Annotated in this window: 12 protein-coding genes and 1 pseudogene; 7 read left to right on the top strand and 6 right to left on the bottom strand. The window is 69.2% G+C overall.

Annotated features, from left to right (window positions below):
- Positions 1-189 precede the first annotated feature (189 nt).
- Together MYF83_RS00490 and MYF83_RS44105 are read right to left on the bottom strand one after the other, a co-directional pair.
- Positions 190-600 (bottom strand): HNH endonuclease signature motif containing protein, encoded by a 411-nt coding sequence (locus MYF83_RS00490; RefSeq protein ID WP_248958102.1) that lies wholly within the window; start codon positions 598-600, stop codon positions 190-192.
- A 672-nt stretch (positions 601-1,272) separates the two neighbouring features.
- Positions 1,273-1,884: pseudogene (locus MYF83_RS44105) on the bottom strand (DUF222 domain-containing protein); the annotation flags it as partial.
- Positions 1,885-2,790: 906 nt separating this feature from the next.
- Here MYF83_RS44105 and MYF83_RS42300 point away from each other — a divergent pair.
- Positions 2,791-2,922: a hypothetical protein gene (locus tag MYF83_RS42300; protein WP_279338908.1), complete on the top strand. Its 132-nt coding sequence runs from the start codon at positions 2,791-2,793 to the stop codon at positions 2,920-2,922.
- A gap of 188 nt (positions 2,923-3,110) precedes the next feature.
- Here the strand turns inward: MYF83_RS42300 and MYF83_RS00485 are convergent, their stop codons facing one another.
- Positions 3,111-4,049, bottom strand: a complete 939-nt coding sequence (locus MYF83_RS00485; RefSeq protein ID WP_248958101.1) for a GlxA family transcriptional regulator — start codon at positions 4,047-4,049, stop codon at positions 3,111-3,113.
- Between the two features lie 653 nt (positions 4,050-4,702).
- Here MYF83_RS00485 and MYF83_RS00480 point away from each other — a divergent pair.
- The 3 genes from MYF83_RS00480 to MYF83_RS00470 are packed head-to-tail and all read left to right on the top strand — an operon-like array spanning position 4,703 to position 6,553.
- Positions 4,703-5,458 (top strand): hypothetical protein, encoded by a 756-nt coding sequence (locus MYF83_RS00480; RefSeq protein ID WP_248958100.1) that lies wholly within the window; start codon positions 4,703-4,705, stop codon positions 5,456-5,458.
- A gap of 4 nt (positions 5,459-5,462) precedes the next feature.
- Positions 5,463-5,819: a hypothetical protein gene (locus MYF83_RS00475; protein ID WP_248958099.1), complete on the top strand. Its 357-nt coding sequence runs from the start codon at positions 5,463-5,465 to the stop codon at positions 5,817-5,819.
- Positions 5,816-6,553, top strand: a complete 738-nt coding sequence (locus MYF83_RS00470) for a DJ-1/PfpI family protein (RefSeq protein ID WP_248958098.1) — start codon at positions 5,816-5,818, stop codon at positions 6,551-6,553. The genes MYF83_RS00475 and MYF83_RS00470 overlap by 4 nt, the downstream gene beginning before the upstream one ends.
- 10 nt (positions 6,554-6,563) lie before the next feature.
- Here MYF83_RS00470 and MYF83_RS00465 read toward each other — a convergent pair whose 3' ends face one another.
- From MYF83_RS00465 to glgP, 3 genes are all read right to left on the bottom strand, one after another.
- Positions 6,564-7,715 carry a glycosyltransferase family 4 protein gene (locus tag MYF83_RS00465; RefSeq protein ID WP_279338907.1) on the bottom strand — a complete coding sequence of 384 codons (1,152 nt, stop codon included), beginning with the start codon at positions 7,713-7,715 and terminating at the stop codon, positions 6,564-6,566.
- A 2-nt stretch (positions 7,716-7,717) separates the two neighbouring features.
- Positions 7,718-9,871, bottom strand: coding sequence for an amylo-alpha-1,6-glucosidase (locus tag MYF83_RS00460; RefSeq protein WP_248958097.1), 2,154 nt, complete (start codon positions 9,869-9,871; stop codon positions 7,718-7,720).
- Positions 9,872-10,016: 145 nt separating this feature from the next.
- On the bottom strand, positions 10,017-12,620 hold the full coding sequence (gene glgP / locus MYF83_RS00455; RefSeq protein ID WP_248958096.1) for an alpha-glucan family phosphorylase: 2,604 nt from the start codon (positions 12,618-12,620) through the stop codon (positions 10,017-10,019).
- A 430-nt stretch (positions 12,621-13,050) separates the two neighbouring features.
- On the opposite strand from glgP, the gene MYF83_RS00450 reads away from it, so the two are divergent.
- Genes MYF83_RS00450 through MYF83_RS00440 form a run of 3 tightly spaced genes read left to right on the top strand, consistent with a single transcriptional unit; the run spans position 13,051 to position 18,270 of the window.
- Positions 13,051-15,078, top strand: coding sequence for an alpha-1,4-glucan--maltose-1-phosphate maltosyltransferase (locus tag MYF83_RS00450; RefSeq protein ID WP_248958095.1), 2,028 nt, complete (start codon positions 13,051-13,053; stop codon positions 15,076-15,078).
- A 52-nt stretch (positions 15,079-15,130) separates the two neighbouring features.
- The gene (treS, locus tag MYF83_RS00445; RefSeq protein ID WP_248958094.1) at positions 15,131-16,843 is read left to right on the top strand and encodes a maltose alpha-D-glucosyltransferase; all 1,713 of its coding nucleotides are present in this window, start codon (positions 15,131-15,133) and stop codon (positions 16,841-16,843) included.
- On the top strand, positions 16,840-18,270 hold the full coding sequence (locus MYF83_RS00440) for a maltokinase N-terminal cap-like domain-containing protein (protein WP_248958093.1): 1,431 nt from the start codon (positions 16,840-16,842) through the stop codon (positions 18,268-18,270). Before treS ends, MYF83_RS00440 begins: the two co-directional genes overlap by 4 nt.
- The last annotated feature ends 33 nt before the right edge of the window (positions 18,271-18,303 follow it).

The following is an 18,303-nucleotide window of genomic DNA, read 5'->3' as shown; positions in this document are numbered from 1 at the left end:
AACGATCCGTCATCCGTCGCGAACCGAACGTTCCGTCGCGAGCCCACCGACAACAGCCCCCCATGCGATGGCACGCCGAAATCGGCCAATCACCCAGCCCAGCCGGTTCGCTAGTGGAACTGGGGTGCTCACGACCCGCTGGACATCATGTCCGCTGGCGAACTGCAGCGTTCGCAACCCGCTTGGACCTCATGTCCGCTGGTGTGGGCGGGGGGTACGGCCGAGATAGGTGTAGCTCCAGCGGTCTTTACCGACACGACGGCGTTGGTAGCGGTCGGGGTGGCGGTAACGGTCGCGGTTGTGGAACTGGCAGGCCGGTCCGAGGTTGGCCAGGTCGGTCGGTCCACCTTCTGCCCAGCCGTCGGCGTGGTCGAGCTGGCACATGGTGGCGGGGAGCGGGCAACCGTCCACCCAGCAGGTGGCATATCGCGCGACCACCGACCGCCGCTGGGCAGGAGTGGCGAGCCGTACCTTGCGACCCATGTCCAGCACCTGCCCCTGGGCGTCCATCACGATCCGCACCAAGGTGGAAGTGCGGGCCAGCCGCTGGACATCCCCGACCGGCAACAACTGCCCGGTAGCCGCCAAGAGACCAGGCAACCACCGATCCGCCCTATGCCCGCACCTCCCGCACCCATCACCAACAGCCCCGCCGACTCGTGCAGCCTGCGCACCCCCAGAAGCCGACCCGACAGACCCGCCACCTCCCACACCCTGCGAGAACCGGAGTGACCTGACAGCGTCCACGGATCCCGCTGCCTCGACAGGCGGCACGACAGCCCCGCCACCTCCCACACGCCCGACATCACCCCCCGAGAACCGAAAAGACCCGACAGCTTCCACGGAACCCGCAGCCTCGACAGGCGGCACGACGAGCCCGCCACCTTCCACACGTCCGGCGGCATCACCACTCGAGAACCGAGAAGACCCCACAGCCTCCACGGAACCCCCAGCGCCCACAGGCGGTACGACAGGCTCGCCACCTCCCACACACCCGGCGGCACCACCCACCAAGACCCGAGAAGACCCGACAGCACCCACGAGACCCGCTGCCTCGGCAGGCGGCACGACAGCCCCGCCACCTTCCACACACCCCGCATCTCCCCGGGAGAAACGAGAGGGCCTGACGACTTTCATGGATGTTGGAGTCGGTTCGGTCGAGGCGACGGCATCGGGGGCTGTGGGAGTGCCGTGCTCCGCGCACGTCGGCTCGGGAGGGTCGTCGGGGAGGGAACCGGCGTTGACCAGGACCAGCAGCTCAGTGGTGATCTTCTTCTCCAAAAGCGCGATCAACGCATCAGCGTTTCGCACCCGCAGCGGGCGATCATCGCCTTCGGCCCGAGGCTTGGCGTAGGCGTCCAGCAGCGCCCGCAACCGGCCGGCGGCCTCACGCGGCAACCGAAACTCCCCCTCCACCCCACCCGAATCGGTCGGGCGCACGATGAGGAACCGCGCCGCGTAGTCGGCGTCGGCCTCCTGCGCCGCCTCGTCAGGGGAGAGCACCTCGCGCAGGTAACGACCCGCCCGGGCCACCTCCACCGGGCTCGCCTGATCGGCCAGACGGACCAGGATCGGCTCGGACAGCTGGGCCTGATCATCGGTCAACGGCGCGACGGCACCACAGATCGCCGACACCAACCCCTCGGTCAGGGTCCCCGCCGCGAACCGCTCGCGCACCAGCGGCAGACGCGCCAGCTCCACCGCCAAACCGACCACACGCCCCGCCCCGGCCATGCTCATCCCGCACTCCGACCGCAACCACGTCTTGGTCGAGGCATGCCCCCGGCTCCTGGCCTCACCCGACCCATGCACCCGCCCCACCCGCGCCGCGATCGCCGAGGTCAGCCGATCACGTGCGAACGAAAGATCCTCCACCTCGGCCATGCACACCGCCGGCGACTCCGGCACCCCAGCCACCGCCAACTCCTCGGCGACCTCCCGCACCCGTCCCACCAACACCCACGACGCCCGGCCGCCCGCACCAGCCCCGGTAGCAGCGCCATCAGCACCCGCACCCGCACTCGCATGCTTGAGACCGACAGGAGGACGCGGAGGGACGTCACGGGCTTGGGCGTCATGCGCGTCGCTGAGCGGATCAACCCCCGGCTCGACCAGCGGATCGACCAGCGGATCGATGTCTCGGGCAGCCGAGCCGTCACTAGAGCAAGCGCTGGAACGTGCGACCACCGCCGCCCACCACGCCGGACCCAGCACACCGCGCCCTGGCGGACGTGACCAATCACGCCTTGCAGAATCAGCCACGCCGCACCTCCAATGTCATTCGAAAGCCTGTACGAATAATTTCACACGCCGAGGTAACTCGCAACCCGATTCCACCGGCGTTAAATGCCCGAGATGAACAATTCAAGGCTCCTCGCCACAGCTGACCTAATTGGCCGGAATAGGGAGCATCGGCGGCATCTGGCAGCGGATGACCTGGTCGTGGTAGTGACGGTAGGGGCGCAGCGGGAGGCGTCAGGGTGGCTACGAGTTTGCGAGCCCCCCAGGAAACGTCATCTCGGGTGCAATGTTCCGGAATCCGACAATTCGCGATGTTAAATGGCATCCATTACGGATATTTCCTGCCTGAAGGGCTCGCCAGGAAGTTCACACTCGGCGACCGCGAGGTTTCGACACAAACCAATGACTACGTGCCATGGTCGCCATAGTCGTCAGGTTCGCCCATACGCCGAGACGCCCAGCTCACGGACCTCCTGAAGTGCCGCTCACGACGCTCCAGCGGACGTCCACGTACCATCGGATGGCTCGCCCTTTACCAAGGAGCACACCGTGTCCGAGGAGACGAACAGCCCACTCATCCCGCGCGCATACGAGCTGATCATCGGCGGCGCGGCATTCCTGGGAGCGGTCCTGTTCGTTCTTGCCGTTATCGTCCTGATCCGGCTGCTACGCCGTTCTTGAAGGGCTCAAGCGAAGGCTTCTGGCTTCTGGCTTCTGGATGGCGACCCTTTCCGCGCAACGGGTCCGCAGAAGCTGCCGTTCAGATCCACACAATCCGCATGAAAGCAGGGTGCCCGGGCACGAAGGTCGCGCTTGCAAAAGAGACCTGTGCCACGGACGGGGCCCATCTCCGGCGCTTCTCAGGCCGTCTACTGGAAGGCGTGGCGGTAGGACTGAGGGGTGACGCCGGTGATGCGTTTGAAGCGGTCGCGGAAGGCCGTGGGAGAACCGAATCCGACCTGGGCGGCGATGCGTTCGACGGAGTGCCCGGTGGTCTCCAGGAGGTGCTGCGCCTGGCGGACGCGGGCGCGGTGCAGCCACTGCAAGGGTGTGGTGCCCATCTGCTCCCGGAAGCGGCGCAGCAGGGTTCTGGTGCTCATGCCGGCGTGGCGGGCGATCTCGTCGAGGGTGAGTTCGCGGCCGGCGTTGTCCTCCAGCCAGCGCAGCAGAGGATCCAGAGCGGAGCCCTGGGGCGCGGGCGGCTGTTCGTGCACGATGAACTGGGCCTGGCCCCCCTCCCTTTCCAAGGGCATGACGGACAGGCGCGCGGCGTCGGCGGCGACGGCCGATCCGTAGTCGCGACGGATCATGTGCAGGCACAGGTCGAGCCCTGCGGCGGCGCCGGCCGAGGTGAGGATCTGGCCGTTGTCGACGTACAGGACGTCCGGATCGACGCCGATGCGGGGGTATCGCCGCGCGAGCTCAGGGGCGACGAGCCAGTGGGTGGTCGCGCGCAGCCCGTCGAGCAGCCCGGCCTGGGCCAGGGTGAAGGTGCCCGCGCAGATGGACGCCACCCGGGTGCCCGCGGCTCCCGCGATGCGCAGCGCGTCCAGCACGGGATCGGGGACGGGCGCGAAGGGAGTGGCGGTGCCGGGCACGATGATGGTGTCGGCGTCGGCCAGGGCCTCCAACCCCGCGCGGGCCTGGAGGGTGAAGAGCCCGGCCTCGACGTGCGATGCAGGGGCGCAGACGCGCACCCGGTATCCGGGACGCTCGCCGGGCAGCCGGGTGCGGCCGAAGACCTCCAGCGGCGTGGACAGGTCGAAGGGGATGACGTTGTCCAGGGCGAGCACGGCCACTGTATGCATGGCGGAAACATACGACGGCAGCTGATTACCGCCAACACCACCCGGCTTCCCCCACTGCCGTGATCGCGACCGCGACGTAGTACCTGAACGCCTTGACCGAACGCCGCTGCATCAAGCTCCCACACGCGCGCTCCGAGACCCGCGCGATCATCGGCACACCACACCATGTTGCCGAGCCCCATGCGCAATCACCCAGGCCATGCGCGGTTCCCACCACATCCTTAAGATCGTCGCCACGTCGCAGAGGGTGGGCGAGACCCCGTCCGCGGCGCTCACCACGCTGGCCAAAGAGTCGCCCCCACACGCAAGGTCGTCGGCCGATCACACAGGTTGGCGAGACACACGGTGCCCCACCATGCCACCCAAGGTCCCGACTACCACTCCCAAGGTTCGCCGATACGCCGCAGAAACGGTTGGCGATATTCCGTGGGTCTTAGGCATTAATGCCACTGTTTCCTCGGCGCCGCGATCATTAGCGTCGACGGCGTCCGCACATCCTGCCTGCATGAAACGGAAAGCATCCATGGTCCCTGCACCCCACGGCCGTACCACCTCGTCCGAAGTCATCCTTAGGCCAAAGGTGAGAACCGGCAGAAAGGCCGCGGGCACGGGCGGCGACGTCCTGTTGTCCGCGTGAGGGGCACCGGCACGCCATGACGAAGATCCTTCTGTCGTTGCACGTGCTGGCGGCCATCCTGGCGGTGGGGCCGGTCGCGGTAGCCGCCAGCATGTTCCCGCCGGCCCTGCGCCGCATCCAGGCGGCCTCCGCCGCTGAACACCCGGCCGCGCCGGCCTCGCTGCGGACCCTGCATCGGATCTGCCGCGTCTACGCCGGAGCCGGCATCGCCGTGCCGGTCTTCGGCTTCGCCACCGCGAGCGCTCTCGGGGTGCTCGGTGACGCCTGGCTGATCGCATCGATCCTGCTGACCGCCGCGGCCGCCGGTGTCCTGGCCTTCGCCGTCCTCCCCCGCCAGGAGCAGGCACTCGCCGTCCTACGGCACCGGGACGAGGCTTCCGTCGTCCCGCAGCACGAGGACCGGGCAGCGGACCGGGCAGTGGGCCGGGCAGTGGGCCGACCAGCGGACCAGAAAGCGGGGGCCGCCGACGGCACACCCCACCGCACCTCCCACGGCACCTCCGACCGCACCTCCCACGGCACCTCCGACCGCACCTCCCACGGCACCTCCGACCGTACCTCCGACGTCCCATCCAGCCGTACCTCCGACCGCACCGCCCAGGGCACACCCGACGGCACTTCCGGTGACACACCCGACGGCCCATCCAGCGGGTTCGCCGTTCGGGGGCGGGCCGGGGTTCGGCTGGCCATGTACACCGGCGTGTTCAACGTCCTCTGGGCGGCGGTCACCATTTTGATGATCGTCCGGCCTGGATCCACCACAGGAGCCTGACCTCGTGCGTTCACGCCCGCTCCGGCTCGCCGCGCGCGCCGAAGCCGTCACCCTCGTCCTTCTGCTGCTGAACGTGGCCACCGCCCACGTCCCGCAGATCTCCTCCTTGCTGGGCCCTTCGCACGGCTGCGCCTACCTCTTCGTCGTCGCCGCGACCCTCCGCGCGCCGGCGGCGGACGGCATGGCGAAGGCCCTGGCCCTCATTCCCGGTATCGGCGGCCTGCTGGCACTGCGCCGGCTCGCCGCCGCCGATCGGCGCCTGAACGCCACCCCTGCCGGGGTCTCTCCACCTGCCCAAGACGAAACGCACACCACGCCACTCCGCGATGATCTCGCGGCCGAGCCGGAAGGATCCCCATGACCGACGTCGGTAGCGCCCGCGCCGCCCAGCCCCGCCCGCAGGTGGCGATGCTGCTGTACCCGGGCCTGACCCTGCTCGACCTCTTCGCGCCGCATACCGCCCTCGCCCGCACGATGGACGTGCACCTGGTCTGGAAGACGATGGACCCCGTGGTCTCCGACACCGGCGTGGCCGTGCTGCCCACGGCCACTCTCGCGGACTGCCCCGCCGAGCTGGACGTGCTGTTCGTGCCAGGAGGGCTCGCCCAGGACGAGGTGGCGGCGGACGAGGAGGTCCTGGCCTTCCTCGAAGACCGCGGCGCCCGCGCCAAGTACGTCACCTCGGTGTGCGGCGGCTCGCTGATCCTGGGCGCCGCGGGGCTCCTCCGGGGCTATCGGGCGGCGACCCACTGGACAGGACGGGACGTCCTGGCCTTGTTCGGGGCGGAGAACGTCAGCGAACGCGTGGTCGTCGACCGCAACCGCATCACGGGCGGCGGTGTGACGGCCGGTCTGGACTTCGGGCTGGTGGTGCTCGCCGAACTTCTCGGCGAGGACGTCGCCCGGTTCACCCAGCTCATCATGGAATACGATCCCCGGCCGCCTTTCACGGCGGGGTCTCCGGAGGGCGCCGGGCCCGAGCTGACCGCCCAGGCGCGCGTGTTCAGCGGCGCTCTCAACGCCTCGATGACCGCCATCGCGGAGGATCTCGCCACCCGAGGATGGGGGCGTGCCCGCCAGACCACCCCCGCGTGAGCCGCCGCGTTCAGCGGGCGTGTGAGCCTGGGAGGGCGGTGGCGTGCGTGACGAGCTCTCGGTAGATCCGCCGGTAGCCCTCCGCCATGGCGTCCACGCTGAAGGTCCGTTCGACGTGGTTGCGGCTGTCGCGGGGGTTCAGGGCGCCGGCGGCCTCGATGGCGGCGGGGAGTTCGTACGGGGAGTGCCGGATGAGACCGGTGACCCCGTCCACGACGACCTCGGGCACCGATCCGAGGCCGAGCGCGACGACCGGCGTGCCGCACGCCATGGCCTCGATCATCACCATGCCGAAGGGCTCCGGCCAGGTGATGGGGAAGACCAGGCACCGTGCCGCGCCGAGGAGCTCGTGCTTGCGGGCGACGCTCGCCTCCCCCTCGTAGCGCGCGTCGGACCCGAGTCTCGGCATGACGTGTTCGTGGAAGTAGGCGTGTTCCTCCGGCTCGATGAGCTTGCCGGCCAGGACGATGCTCCGGCCGGCCGCTCGGGCCGCGTCGATGGCGAGGTGGGCCCCCTTGTGCCTGCTGAACCGGCCGAGCCACAGGACCCAGTCCTCCTTGCGCTCCACGAACGGGTACGACGGCGCGTGGACGCCGTTGTACACCTGCCCGACCCAGTTGAGGTCTGGGGCGAGGGCCCGCTGGGCGAGGGAGATCGACACGAGGGAGACCGCGTCGCCGAGGGCGCGGTAGTACTCCCCCAGCTCACCGTCGACCGCGCCGTGGCAGGTGATCACGGTCGGGCCGGCTCTGGTCGCGGCGGTGAGGGCTCCCGCGAGGGTGTGGTCGTGGACGATGTCGGCGTCCACCCCGGCGGCCAGCCGGGCCGCCAGGGCCGCGTGCACCAGTTCCGGCATGGCCTCGCCGATGCGTTCGAAGGGGGGGCGCCGGTAGGTGCGCAGGAAGGGGGCGCCCGTGGTGGTGGCGCCCGCCCCGATGAGCGTCACCTCGTCACCGAGCCGCCGCAGGCCGCGGACCAGGTCGGCGAGCATGGCCTCGATGCCGCCGTACCCGGTGGGCGGCACCTGCGTCCAGGGCGGCGCCACCATCGCGATGCGCAGCTGGCAGGGGCTCCCGTCGCCACGCGAGTGCTTGGCCGTGGTCGACCGGCGCCGGGTACCGAGGCCGGGGTTCCAGCCCTTGCCGTGAGGCTGCCGTCGCATGGTCATTCCGCGTCCGGGACCCAGGTGGCGGTGGGCGGGCGTGGCACGTCGTACACCGTGACGCCGGGGGGAAGGCCGGTGATGACGGCGGGGCCGCCGCGCTCTTTGACCTCGACCGTGCACCTGCCGGAGCCGAAGGGCAGGTTGGTCATGCGGATCCGGCCGTACCGCTCGGGCAGGACCGGCGCCACCCAGATCTTGCCGTAGGGAAGCCACGGCTCGAACCGCAACAGCGTCCGCATGAGGCTGAGCGGCGAGGCGGCGGCCCATGCTTGCGGCGCGCACGAGGTCGGGTACGGGATGGGGGTCGGGAACTCGTCGCGGTCGAAGCCGCAGAACAGCTCGGGGAGCCGTCCGGCGCACTCGTGCGCCGCGTCCAGCAGGCCCTCGGCGATCCGCTGGGCCTCCTCGACGAAGCCGTACCGCATCAGCCCGGCGGCGACGAGCGCGTTGTCGTGCGGCCAGACCGACCCGTTGTGGTAGCTCATCGGGTTGTAGGCGCCCATTGTCGAGGCCAGGGTGCGCACGCCGTACCCGCTGAACATGGCGGGCGAGAGCAGGTGCTCGGCTACGGAGGCCGCCTTGTCCTCGTCGACGATGCCGGTCCACATGCAGTGCCCCATGTTGGAGGCGAGCGCGTCGATCCTGCGCCCGTCGCCGTCCAGGCCCATCGCGTAGTAGCCGCGCTCCGGCATCCAGAACCGCTCGTTGAACGCCCCGCGCAGCTCGGCCGCCTGCTTCTCGTAGCGCCGCTCGACGTCGGCCTCGCCGGTCTCGTGGGCGAGGTGGGCGCGCGCGAGGTAGGCCGCGTAGGTGTACCCCTGCGCCTCGGCGAGGGCGATGGGGGGCCGGGCCAGGCTGCCGTCGGCGTAGGTGACGCCGTCGAAGGAGTCCTTCCATCCCTGGTTGACCAGGCCGCGGTCGGTCTTGCGCCGGTAGCTGAGGAACCCGTCGCGCATGCCGTAGTCCTCGATCCAGGCCAGCGCCGCGTCGGCGTAGAGCAGCAGCCGGCGCATCTCGCCGGGGTCCATGCCCCAGCGGCGCAGTTCGCCGAGGAGCATGACGAACAGCGGGGTGGAGTCGACCGACCCGTAGTACGGCCGGCCGCCGCCGGAAGACGGTATCCCGGGCTCCACGCCGTACCGCAGCTCGTGCAGGATCTTGCCGGGCTCCTCCTCGCTCAGCAGGTTGACCTTGGTCCCCTGGGTCTCGGAGAGGCGGTGGAGGGTGCCGAGGGCCAGCGTCTGGTCGAGCGGGAGGGTCATCCACGACGTGATCAGGGAGTCCCTGCCGAACAGGGTCATGAACCAGGGGGCGCCGGCGGCGATGGACGGCAGTGCGTCGGGAAGGTCGGGGCGGAACAGGCGCAGGCTCCCGAGGTCGGTCCTGGACCTGCGGAGGGTCTGGGCGAGCGTGATGTTGGTGGTGGTGATCGCCGGGCTGCCGCGCTCCCATTCGGCCAGGCGCATGGCGGGCTCGGCGCGCTCGACCGGATGCCGGCGGGAGAACCAGGCGGGCACCTCCTCCCCGTCCAGGATGGGGTCCAGCTCCAAGGTCGCCCGCCATTCGTCGCGCGCGGGGACGACGACCCTGAACGTCAGCAGGCCGGGGACGGCGACCATCTCGCCTTCCCCCCAGTCCGCGGTCACCCTGGCCCCGCGGGAGCGGCTGGCGGAGACGATCCGCAAACCGCCGCGATCCGTGGCGGTCTCGATGTCGGTGGCGTAGGTGATGCGGTGGGCCTTCACCTCGAACAGGTCGGCCACGTCGGAGGCGACGAGGAGGGTGACCAGGCACCCCGCGCTCTCGTCGGCGAGGTTGCGCAGGGTGACGTCCTCGCGCAGGCCCCCGCCGACGTAGCGGTCCCTGATCACGAGCATCGTGCTGTCGGCCCTCCCCGGCCGGGGAGGGATCCGGCTGAGAAAGGTGGCGTGGTAGGGCTCCGCCGGCAGTACCTTCAGGCTCTCCAGGGGCGCGTCGTCGATGCGCAGCTCCCAGCGGGACACCAGGCGCGTGTCGGCGTAGTACACGCCTTCGGCCCCGCCGGGCAGGATGTCGCCGTTCTGCTGGCAGACGCAGAAGGAGCCGCCCTCGACCATGGTGATCGTGGTGTCGCCCAGTTCCCCCGGCTGTCCCTCGAACGTCCAGCCTTCCATGACGGGTCACGCTCCTTCATGGCTGAAATCGCGTCGCCTCCCGTCAGCCCTGCCCACTCGAGGCCAGTACATTCGAGGTCTATATGCTGATTTGACGGATTTGTAGTTATTCGTCCCTGCAGGGTACGGCGCAGAGGGAGTTCCTCTAGCGCAGCGTGCCGTTGGTCATGCCGACGGGCTCCTCGGGGACGGCGATCAGCCCCAGCTCGGCCGGGGACGACATCAGCGGATGCGAGGGCACCACCCGGACGGTGTACCCGAACGCGCCCGTGCGGTCGAGGGGCACGATCCCGGTGTAGGTGGCCTTGCCGTCGTCGCCGAGCGCCTCGGCCGAGAGCGTGACGTACGACGGCTCGAGCAGCTCGTCGTGCACGCCCACCTTGCCGTACGCCGCCTGCACGCTCACGTCGTCGGGCGACAGCTCGCCCAGCGCGATCGTCGCGTGCACCTCCATCGCCGCCCCCAGCTCGGGAGTGTCGCCGATGCCCGACGTCTCGATGTGCTCGACGCGCACCCCAGGCCAGGCGCGGGTGACCCGCAGTTTCCAGGCCGCGAACTCGCGCGCCTTGGCGTGCTCGCCCTTGGACAGCTCCCGCGCCGACTTGGCGGCCGGGGTGTACAGGTCGACGACGTAGTCGCGCAGCATGCGGCCGGCCAGGACCTTTGGCCCGAGCGAGCTGAGCGTGTGCTTGACCATGTCGAGCCAGCGCCGCGGGTGCGCGTCGCCAGGACGGTCGTAGAACCGGTCGGCGACCTCCCGCTCGATCAGGTCGTACAGCGCGGAGGCCTCCAGCTCGTCACGGCGGTCGGGGTCCTCCACGCCGTCGGCCGTGGGGATCGCCCAGCCGTTGTCGCCGTCGTACCACTCGTCCCACCAGCCGTCCCTGATGGACAAGTTGAGCCCGCCGTTGAGCGCGGCCTTCATGCCCGAGGTGCCGCAGGCCTCCAGGGGACGCAGCGGGTTGTTCATCCATACGTCGCAGCCCTGGACCATCTCCTGGCCGAGGGCCATGTCGTAGTCGGGCAGGAAGACGATGCGGTGGCGCACGTCCTCGCGGTCGGCGAACTTCACGATCTGCTGGATCAGCCTCTTGCCGCCCTCGTCGGCCGGGTGCGCCTTGCCCGCGATGACGATCTGGACAGGCCGCTCGGGGTCGAGCAGCAGCTCCTTCAGCCGGTCGGGGTCCTTCAGCATGAGCGTCAGCCGCTTGTAGGAGGGCACCCGCCGGGCGAAGCCGATGGTCAGCACGTCCGGGTCCAGGGCCTCGTCGATCCACCCCAGCTCGGCGGTGGAGGCGCCACGCTCCCGCCAGGAAACCCTGAGCCTGTCGCGGGCCGCCTCGACCAGCCGGCGGCGGAGCCGTCCCCGGATGGCCCAGATGTCCTCGTCGGAGAGCTTCTGCACCCCTTCCCAGCCTTGGGCCTTCTCGATCAGCGAGGGCAGCTCCTTGCCCGCCAGCTCCATCACCTCGCGCGCGACCCACGTCGGGGCGTGCACGCCATTGGTGATCGAGCCGATCGGGATCTCGTCGAGGTCGAACCCGGGCCACAGGCCCTTGAACATCTCGCGGCTGACCGCGCCGTGCAACTTGGAGACGCCGTTGACCCGCTGAGCGAGCCGCATGCCCATGACGGCCATGTTGAAGACCGACTCGCCGACGGCGGCCTCCGGCGTGCCGGGCTCGGCGCCCAGCGCGAGGATGCGCTCCACGGGCACGGTCGGCCAGGCGTTGTCGCCGCCGAACTGCTTCTCGATCATCTCGGCGGGGAACCGGTCGATGCCGGCGGGCACCGGCGTGTGCGTGGTGAAGACCGTGCCCGCGCGGACGGCCTCCAGCGCCTCGTCGAAGGACAGCCGGTGCTCGGTCAGCTCACGGATGCGCTCGAGCCCGAGGAAGCCCGCGTGGCCCTCGTTGGTGTGGAACACCTCCGGCTGGGTGCGGCCGGTGATCCGGCAGTACGCCCGCAGTGCCCGCACGCCGCCGATGCCGAGCAGCAGTTCCTGCATGAGCCGGTGGTCGGTGCCGCCGCCGTAGAGCCGGTCGGTGACGTCGCGCGCGGCGTTGTCGTTCTCCGACACGTCGGAGTCGAGCAGCAGCAGCGGGACGCGGCCCACCTGGGCCACCCAGATCTGCGCGTGCAGCGCGCGGCCGCCGGGGAGCGCGATGGCCACCCGGGACGGCGTGCCGTCCTCCTCCTTGAGCAGGCTCAACGGCAGGCCGCCGGGGTCCAGGCTCGGGTAGTGCTCCTGCTGCCAGCCCTCGGGCGACAGCGACTGGCTGAAGTAGCCATGCCGGTAGAGCAGACCGACACCGAGGATCGGCACGCCCAGGTCGCTCGCGGCCTTCAGGTGGTCGCCGGCGAGGATGCCGAGGCCCCCGGAGTACTGCGGGAGCGCGGCGGCGATGCCGTACTCGGGCGAGAAGTAACCGATGGCCGCCGGCGCGTCGGGCAGGGTTTGGTACCAGCGCGGCGCGGTCATGTACTCCCGCAAGTCGTCCGCGGCGTCGGCCAGCCTGCGGAGGAACCTGCGATCACGGGCCAGCTCGGCCAGCCGGTCGGCCTCCACCGCCCCGAGCAGCGCCACCGGGTCGTGCCCGACCCGTTGCCACGTGTCGGGATCCACCTCGGCGAACAGGTCCATGGTCTCGGGGTGCCATGACCAGCGCAAATTGTGGACCAGCTCGCCAAGGGCGGCCAGCTCCACGGGAAGGACGGTACGGACGGTGAACCTGCGGATAGCTCTCACGGGGCCAGACCCTAGTTACTCAGCGCCACGACGCGCGACCGAAACACTCTTGTGCGCCTACCAGATCTCATGCGTTTCGCTCTCACCGCTACCCAAGCAGCTCAAACCTCACTAAAGACGACTCGTCACGGTGATCTCAACTTGATCATGTCCGGGTGATGCCCTCAGGATGACGTTAAGGGACACAACCCACCCCAAGTATCCCCTGACTTCCCTCAAGCAGGCTTGAAGAGCGACTATGGGGGCAGTCCCATGTAAGAGCCTCACCACACCTCCAGCCCCGGAGAGAGTCCGTCACTTCGGGGTGAACACCACCATGCCCGCCCACACCCCGGCGATCCCGCCGGAACCACCTACTTGAAAGCAAGATCATTACCTGCCCTCACAACTCCCGGTGGCGCCCGGCGCGTCGCCGCTACCTTGAGACGCGATGATCGGACGAATCCCAATACAGGACATTTACCCTGTTGTCGATTGCGGGCAATGGCCCGCGAAGGCGGCGGCCGGCGAGACCTTCGAGATCAGCGCCACCGTGTTCCGCGAGGGACACGACGCGGTGGCCGCCGGGGTCGTGCTGACCGACCCCAAAGGTGAACGCGGGCGCCTGCAGCTCATGCGCGAGACCGCTCCCGGCACCGACCGCTGGGCCGTGGAGGTGACGCTGCCCTCGGAGGGCGAGTGGCAGTTCCGCGTCGAGGCCTGGAGCGACCCGGTCGCCACGTGGCTGCACGACGCCGGGATCAAGATCCCTCGTGGCATCGACGCCGATCTCATGTGCGAGGAGGGCGCGCGCATCTTCGAGCGCGCCGCGAAGGCCGTGCGGCAGGCGGGCTGCGACAAGTGCGCCCACCGCGCGATCCTGCAAGAGGTGGCCGACCGGCTGCGCGACGACGATCTCGATCCGCGGGCCAGGCTGGCGATGGCGCAGCTGCCCGAGACGGCCGCCGCGCTGGCCGTCCACCCGCTGCGTGAGCTGGTCACGCGCGGGCCGAGGCACCGCGTCAGAGTGGACCGGAGGCGGGCGCTGTACGGCTCTTGGTACGAGCTGTTCCCCCGCTCCGAAGGCGCCCTCGTCGAGGAGGGCACGATCCCCAAGTCCGGAAATTTCCGGACTGCTGCCGAGCGGCTGCCGGCCGTCGCCCGCATGGGCTTCGACGTCGTCTACCTGCCGCCGATCCACCCGATCGGCGAGACGTTCCGCAAGGGTCGTAACAACACCCTGCACCCCGAGCCGTACGACGTCGGCTCCCCCTGGGCGATCGGCTCCGAGGACGGCGGCCACGACGCCATCCACCCCGACCTCGGCACGATCGAGGAGTTCGACGCCTTCGTGGCGCGGGCCCGCGAGCTGGGCCTGGAGGTGGCGCTCGACCTGGCCCTGCAGTGCTCCCCCGACCATCCCTGGGTCAAGGAGCATCCGGAGTGGTTCACGATCAGGGCCGACGGGTCCATCGCCTACGCCGAGAACCCGCCGAAGAAATATCAGGACATCTACCCGCTGAACTTCGACAAGGACCCCGAGGGCGTCTACGCCGAGGTCCTGCGGGTCGTCCGGCACTGGATGGACCACGGCGTGCGGATCTTCCGGGTCGACAACCCGCACACCAAGCCGGTGGCGTTCTGGGAACGGCTGCTGGCCGAGGTAAAGACCATCGACCCGGACGTGCTGTTCCTGTCGGAGGCCTTCACCCGCCCCCCGATGCTGCGCGCCCTCGCCAAGGTCGGCTTCCATCAGTCCTACACCTACTACACCTGGAAGAACTCCAAGGCCGACCTCGAGGGCTACCTCTCGGAGCTGTCTCACGAAACCGCGCATTACCTGCGACCCAACCTTTTCGTGAATACTCCGGACATCCTTCACGAATACCTCCAGAACGGCGGCATGCCGGCGTTCAAAATCCGAGCCGTCCTGGCGGCGATGGCGTCCCCTGCCTGGGGCGTGTACGCGGGCTACGAGCTTGCCGAGAACACCCCGGTACGACCGGGAAGCGAGGAATATCTCAATAGCGAGAAATTCGAGCTGAGGCCGCGCGACTGGGCCACCGCCGAGCGCGAGGGCCGGAGCCTGGCTCCGTTCATTACGACCCTCAATTTGTTCCGAAGAGCACACCCGGCGGTCCAGGAACTGCGTAACCTACGGTTCCACAACATCGACCACCCGGACATGATCTGCTTCTCCAAGCGGCTGCCCGGTGCCTATGACGCGTCCACACGACGGCACGGCCTAGGCGATGTGGTTCTGGTGGTGGTCAACCTCGATCCACACAACACCCACGAGGCGACGGTCTGGCTGGACATGCCGGGCCTCGGCCTCGATTGGGGCGCCGAATTCGTCGTGGACGATGAGCTCTCGGGCGAGTCGTACCACTGGCGGCATGCCAATTACGTGCGCCTCGATCCGCACAGCAACCCAGCCCACGTCCTCTCACTGCGAGCGACGCCGGCGAGCCAGCCGTAACGCCTGGCCACAACGGCGGAAAGCGCGCATCAGCACAGCGGGGAGTCCACAGGTGAGCTTGACGCCTCAGCCCGTCCCGAACACCTTCACACACGAAAAGCCGCGCGACCCTCATTGGTACAAGCGCGCCGTCTTCTACGAGGTCCTCATCCGGGGATTCGCGGATTCCAACGGCGACGGGACCGGAGACATCCGCGGCCTCATCAACAAGCTGGATTATCTCCAGTGGCTCGGCGTCGACTGCCTGTGGCTCCTGCCACTTTACGAATCCCCCCTCAAAGACGGCGGATACGACATTTCCGACTTTATGAAGATTCTCCCGGACTTCGGCGACCTGGGAGACTTCATCAAGCTCGTCGACGAGGCCCACAAAAGAGGTATGCGCGTCATCGCGGACCTGGTCATGAACCACACCAGCGACCAGCACCCGTGGTTCCAGGCGTCCCGGCACGACCCGACCGGGCCGTTCGGCGACTTCTACGTCTGGTCGCAGGACGGCGAGCAGTACAAGGACGCCCGCATCATCTTCATCGACACCGAGACCTCCAACTGGACCTACGACCCGGTCCGCGGCGAGTACTACTGGCACCGGTTCTTCCACCACCAGCCGGACCTCAACTACGAGAACCCGGCCGTTCAGGACGCCATGGTCGAGGTGCTGAACTTCTGGCTGGACCTCGGCATCGACGGCTTCCGGCTGGACGCCGTGCCCTACCTGTTCGAGCAGGAGGGCACCAACTGCGAGAACCTCCCGCAGACCCACGCCTACCTGAAGCGCATCAGGAAGGAGGTCGACCAGCTCTACCCCGACCGCGTGCTGCTAGCCGAGGCCAACCAGTGGCCGGCCGACGTCGTCGAGTACTTCGGCGACCCGGTGACCGGCGGCGACGAGTGCCACATGGCGTTCCACTTCCCCCTGATGCCGCGCATCTTCATGGCCGTCCGCCGGGAGACGCGCTACCCGATCTCCGAGATCATGGCCCAGACGCCCAAGATCCCCGAGAACTGCCAGTGGGGCATCTTCCTGCGCAACCACGACGAGCTCACGCTCGAGATGGTGACCGACGAAGAGCGCGACTACATGTACACCGAGTACGCCAAGGACCCGCGCATGCGGGCCAACGTCGGCATCCGCCGCCGGCTGGCCCCCCTGCTGGAGAACGACCGCAACCAGATCGAGCTGTTCACCGCCCTGCTCATGAGCCTGCCCGGGAGCCCGGTGATCTACTACGGCGACGAGATCGGCATGGGCGACAACATCTGGCTCGGCGACCGCGACGGCGTCCGCACCCCCATGCAGTGGACGCCGGACCGCAACGCGGGCTTCTCCGACTGCGACCCCGGCCGCCTCTACCTGCCGGTGATCATGGACCCGATCTACGGGTACCAGGCGCTCAACGTCGAGGCGCAGCAGAAGAACCCCGGATCGCTCCTCCACTTCACCAAGAAGATGATCGAGATCCGCAAGCGGCACCACGTCTTCGGGCTGGGCGAGTTCACCGAGCTCAACTCCTCCAACCCCAGCGTTCTCGCCTTCGTCCGCGAGCTCGGCGACGACCGGGTGCTCTGCGTCAACAACCTGTCGCGCTTCCCTCAGCCGGTGGAGCTCGACCTGCGCCGGTTCGAGGGAGCCACCCCGGTGGAGTGCACGGGTGGAGTTCCCTTTCCACCGATTGGCGAACTTCCGTATCTTTTGACGCTCCCCGGGCATGGGTTCTATTGGTTCACCCTTCCGCCCACGAGCGCAGCAGCCGAGGAGACGTGAGACATACTCTCGAAGCGCTACTTGCCGGCTGGATCACCCATCAGCGGTGGTTCGCCGGCAAGGGCCGTGCGATCACCGACCTGGCCGTCGAGGCCACCACGCCGCTCCCCCTTCGTGGTCCCGCGGAATCCTTCCACAGCGATGTGGCGGGGTCCCGCGGCACCACGGACGGCACGGCGAGACCGCCGGCCGAGGCCGGCGTGTCCGTGCGCCACATCGTCATCACGGTCAGGCAGGACTCACGCACGGACCGCTACCAGCTCCTGCTGGGCTTCCGCCCCGAGCTGCCCCAGCGGCTGCAGCACGTCGCGATCGGGGAGACCCCCGACGGCTTCGCCTATGACGCCGTCCACGACGCCGACGTCACCAGCGTCCTGCTCTTCTCCATCGCCGAGGACGCCGACATCGGCGCGCTCCGCTTCCGCCGCATGCCGGGCGCCGAGATCGACACCTCCCCGCGCAGCCTGGTGCTCGGCGGGGAGCAGTCCAACACCTCGCTGGTGTTCGGCGACGCCTACATCTGCAAGCTCTTCCGTAAGATCATCCCCGGGGTGAACCCCGAGCTGGAAGTGGTGTCCGCCCTCGCCGAGCGCGGCTCGCCGAACATCGCGAAACCGTACGGGTGGATCGAGGCCGACATCGACGGCCAGAACACCACGCTCGCGTTCACCCAGGAGTTCCTGCGCACCGCGAGCGACGGCTGGGCCCTCGCCCTCACCAGCGTGCGCGACCTCTACGGGTCGCTGCCCGGCACGGCCGCGGGCGACGCCGGAGGCGACTTCGCCGCCGAGTCGCACCGTCTCGGCATGGCCACCGCCCACCTGCACAAGGAGCTGGCCGCCGCCTTCCCGACGAGCACGGTGGAGGCGCCGGAGGTCAAGCGGATGGTCGAGGGGTTCAGGCGCCGCCTGGAGGCGGCCATCTCCGAGGTCCCCGATCTCGCCGCTCACGCGGGCATCGCCCATGAGGCCTTCGACAGGCTGGCCGACACGGGGAGGCCCATCACCGTTCAGCGGGTCCACGGCGACTACCACCTCGGCCAGGTCATGCGCACCCCGAGCGAGTGGGTCGTGCTCGACTTCGAGGGTGAGCCCGGCCAGCCGCTCCTGGAGCGCCGGGCCCTGGACTCCCCGCTCCGGGACGTCGCGGGCATGCTCCGGTCGTTCGACTACGCGGCCCGCCACCTGCTCGCCGGCCATCCGGACGCTGAGGCGCTCGAACCCCGGGCCGCCGAATGGTCCCAGCGCAACCGGGCCGCGTTCATCGCCGGATACTCGGCCGGCAGCGGGCGCATCCACGGCGACGACGCCGTACTGCTCCGAGCGCTCGAGCTCAGCAAGGCCGCCTACGAGGTGGTCTACGAGTCGCGCAACCGCCCGGCCTGGCTGCCCATCCCGCTCGCCGCCTTCACCCACCCCGCCGGCTGACACCGGCCGGCACCACACCGGGCCGCTCTCTCC

This window comes from Sphaerisporangium perillae (genome assembly GCF_023276435.1).
GTDB lineage: Bacteria > Actinomycetota > Actinomycetes > Streptosporangiales > Streptosporangiaceae > Sphaerisporangium > Sphaerisporangium perillae.
The sequence above is the reverse complement of the archived record's forward strand: the minus strand, read 5'-3'. Positions and strand labels throughout refer to the sequence as shown.

What these genes read in the sequence shown, in the direction of transcription:
- MYF83_RS00465 (WP_279338907.1), bottom strand. Translation starts at nt 7,715, where the DNA reads ATGCGACGGCAGCCTCACGGCAAGGGCTGGAACCCCGGCCTCGGTACC.
- MYF83_RS00470 (WP_248958098.1), top strand. Translation starts at nt 5,816, where the DNA reads ATGACCGACGTCGGTAGCGCCCGCGCCGCCCAGCCCCGCCCGCAGGTG.
- MYF83_RS00460 (WP_248958097.1), bottom strand. Translation starts at nt 9,871, where the DNA reads ATGGAAGGCTGGACGTTCGAGGGACAGCCGGGGGAACTGGGCGACACC.
- MYF83_RS00450 (WP_248958095.1), top strand. Translation starts at nt 13,051, where the DNA reads ATGATCGGACGAATCCCAATACAGGACATTTACCCTGTTGTCGATTGC.
- MYF83_RS00485 (WP_248958101.1), bottom strand. Translation starts at nt 4,049, where the DNA reads ATGCATACAGTGGCCGTGCTCGCCCTGGACAACGTCATCCCCTTCGAC.
- MYF83_RS00480 (WP_248958100.1), top strand. Translation starts at nt 4,703, where the DNA reads ATGACGAAGATCCTTCTGTCGTTGCACGTGCTGGCGGCCATCCTGGCG.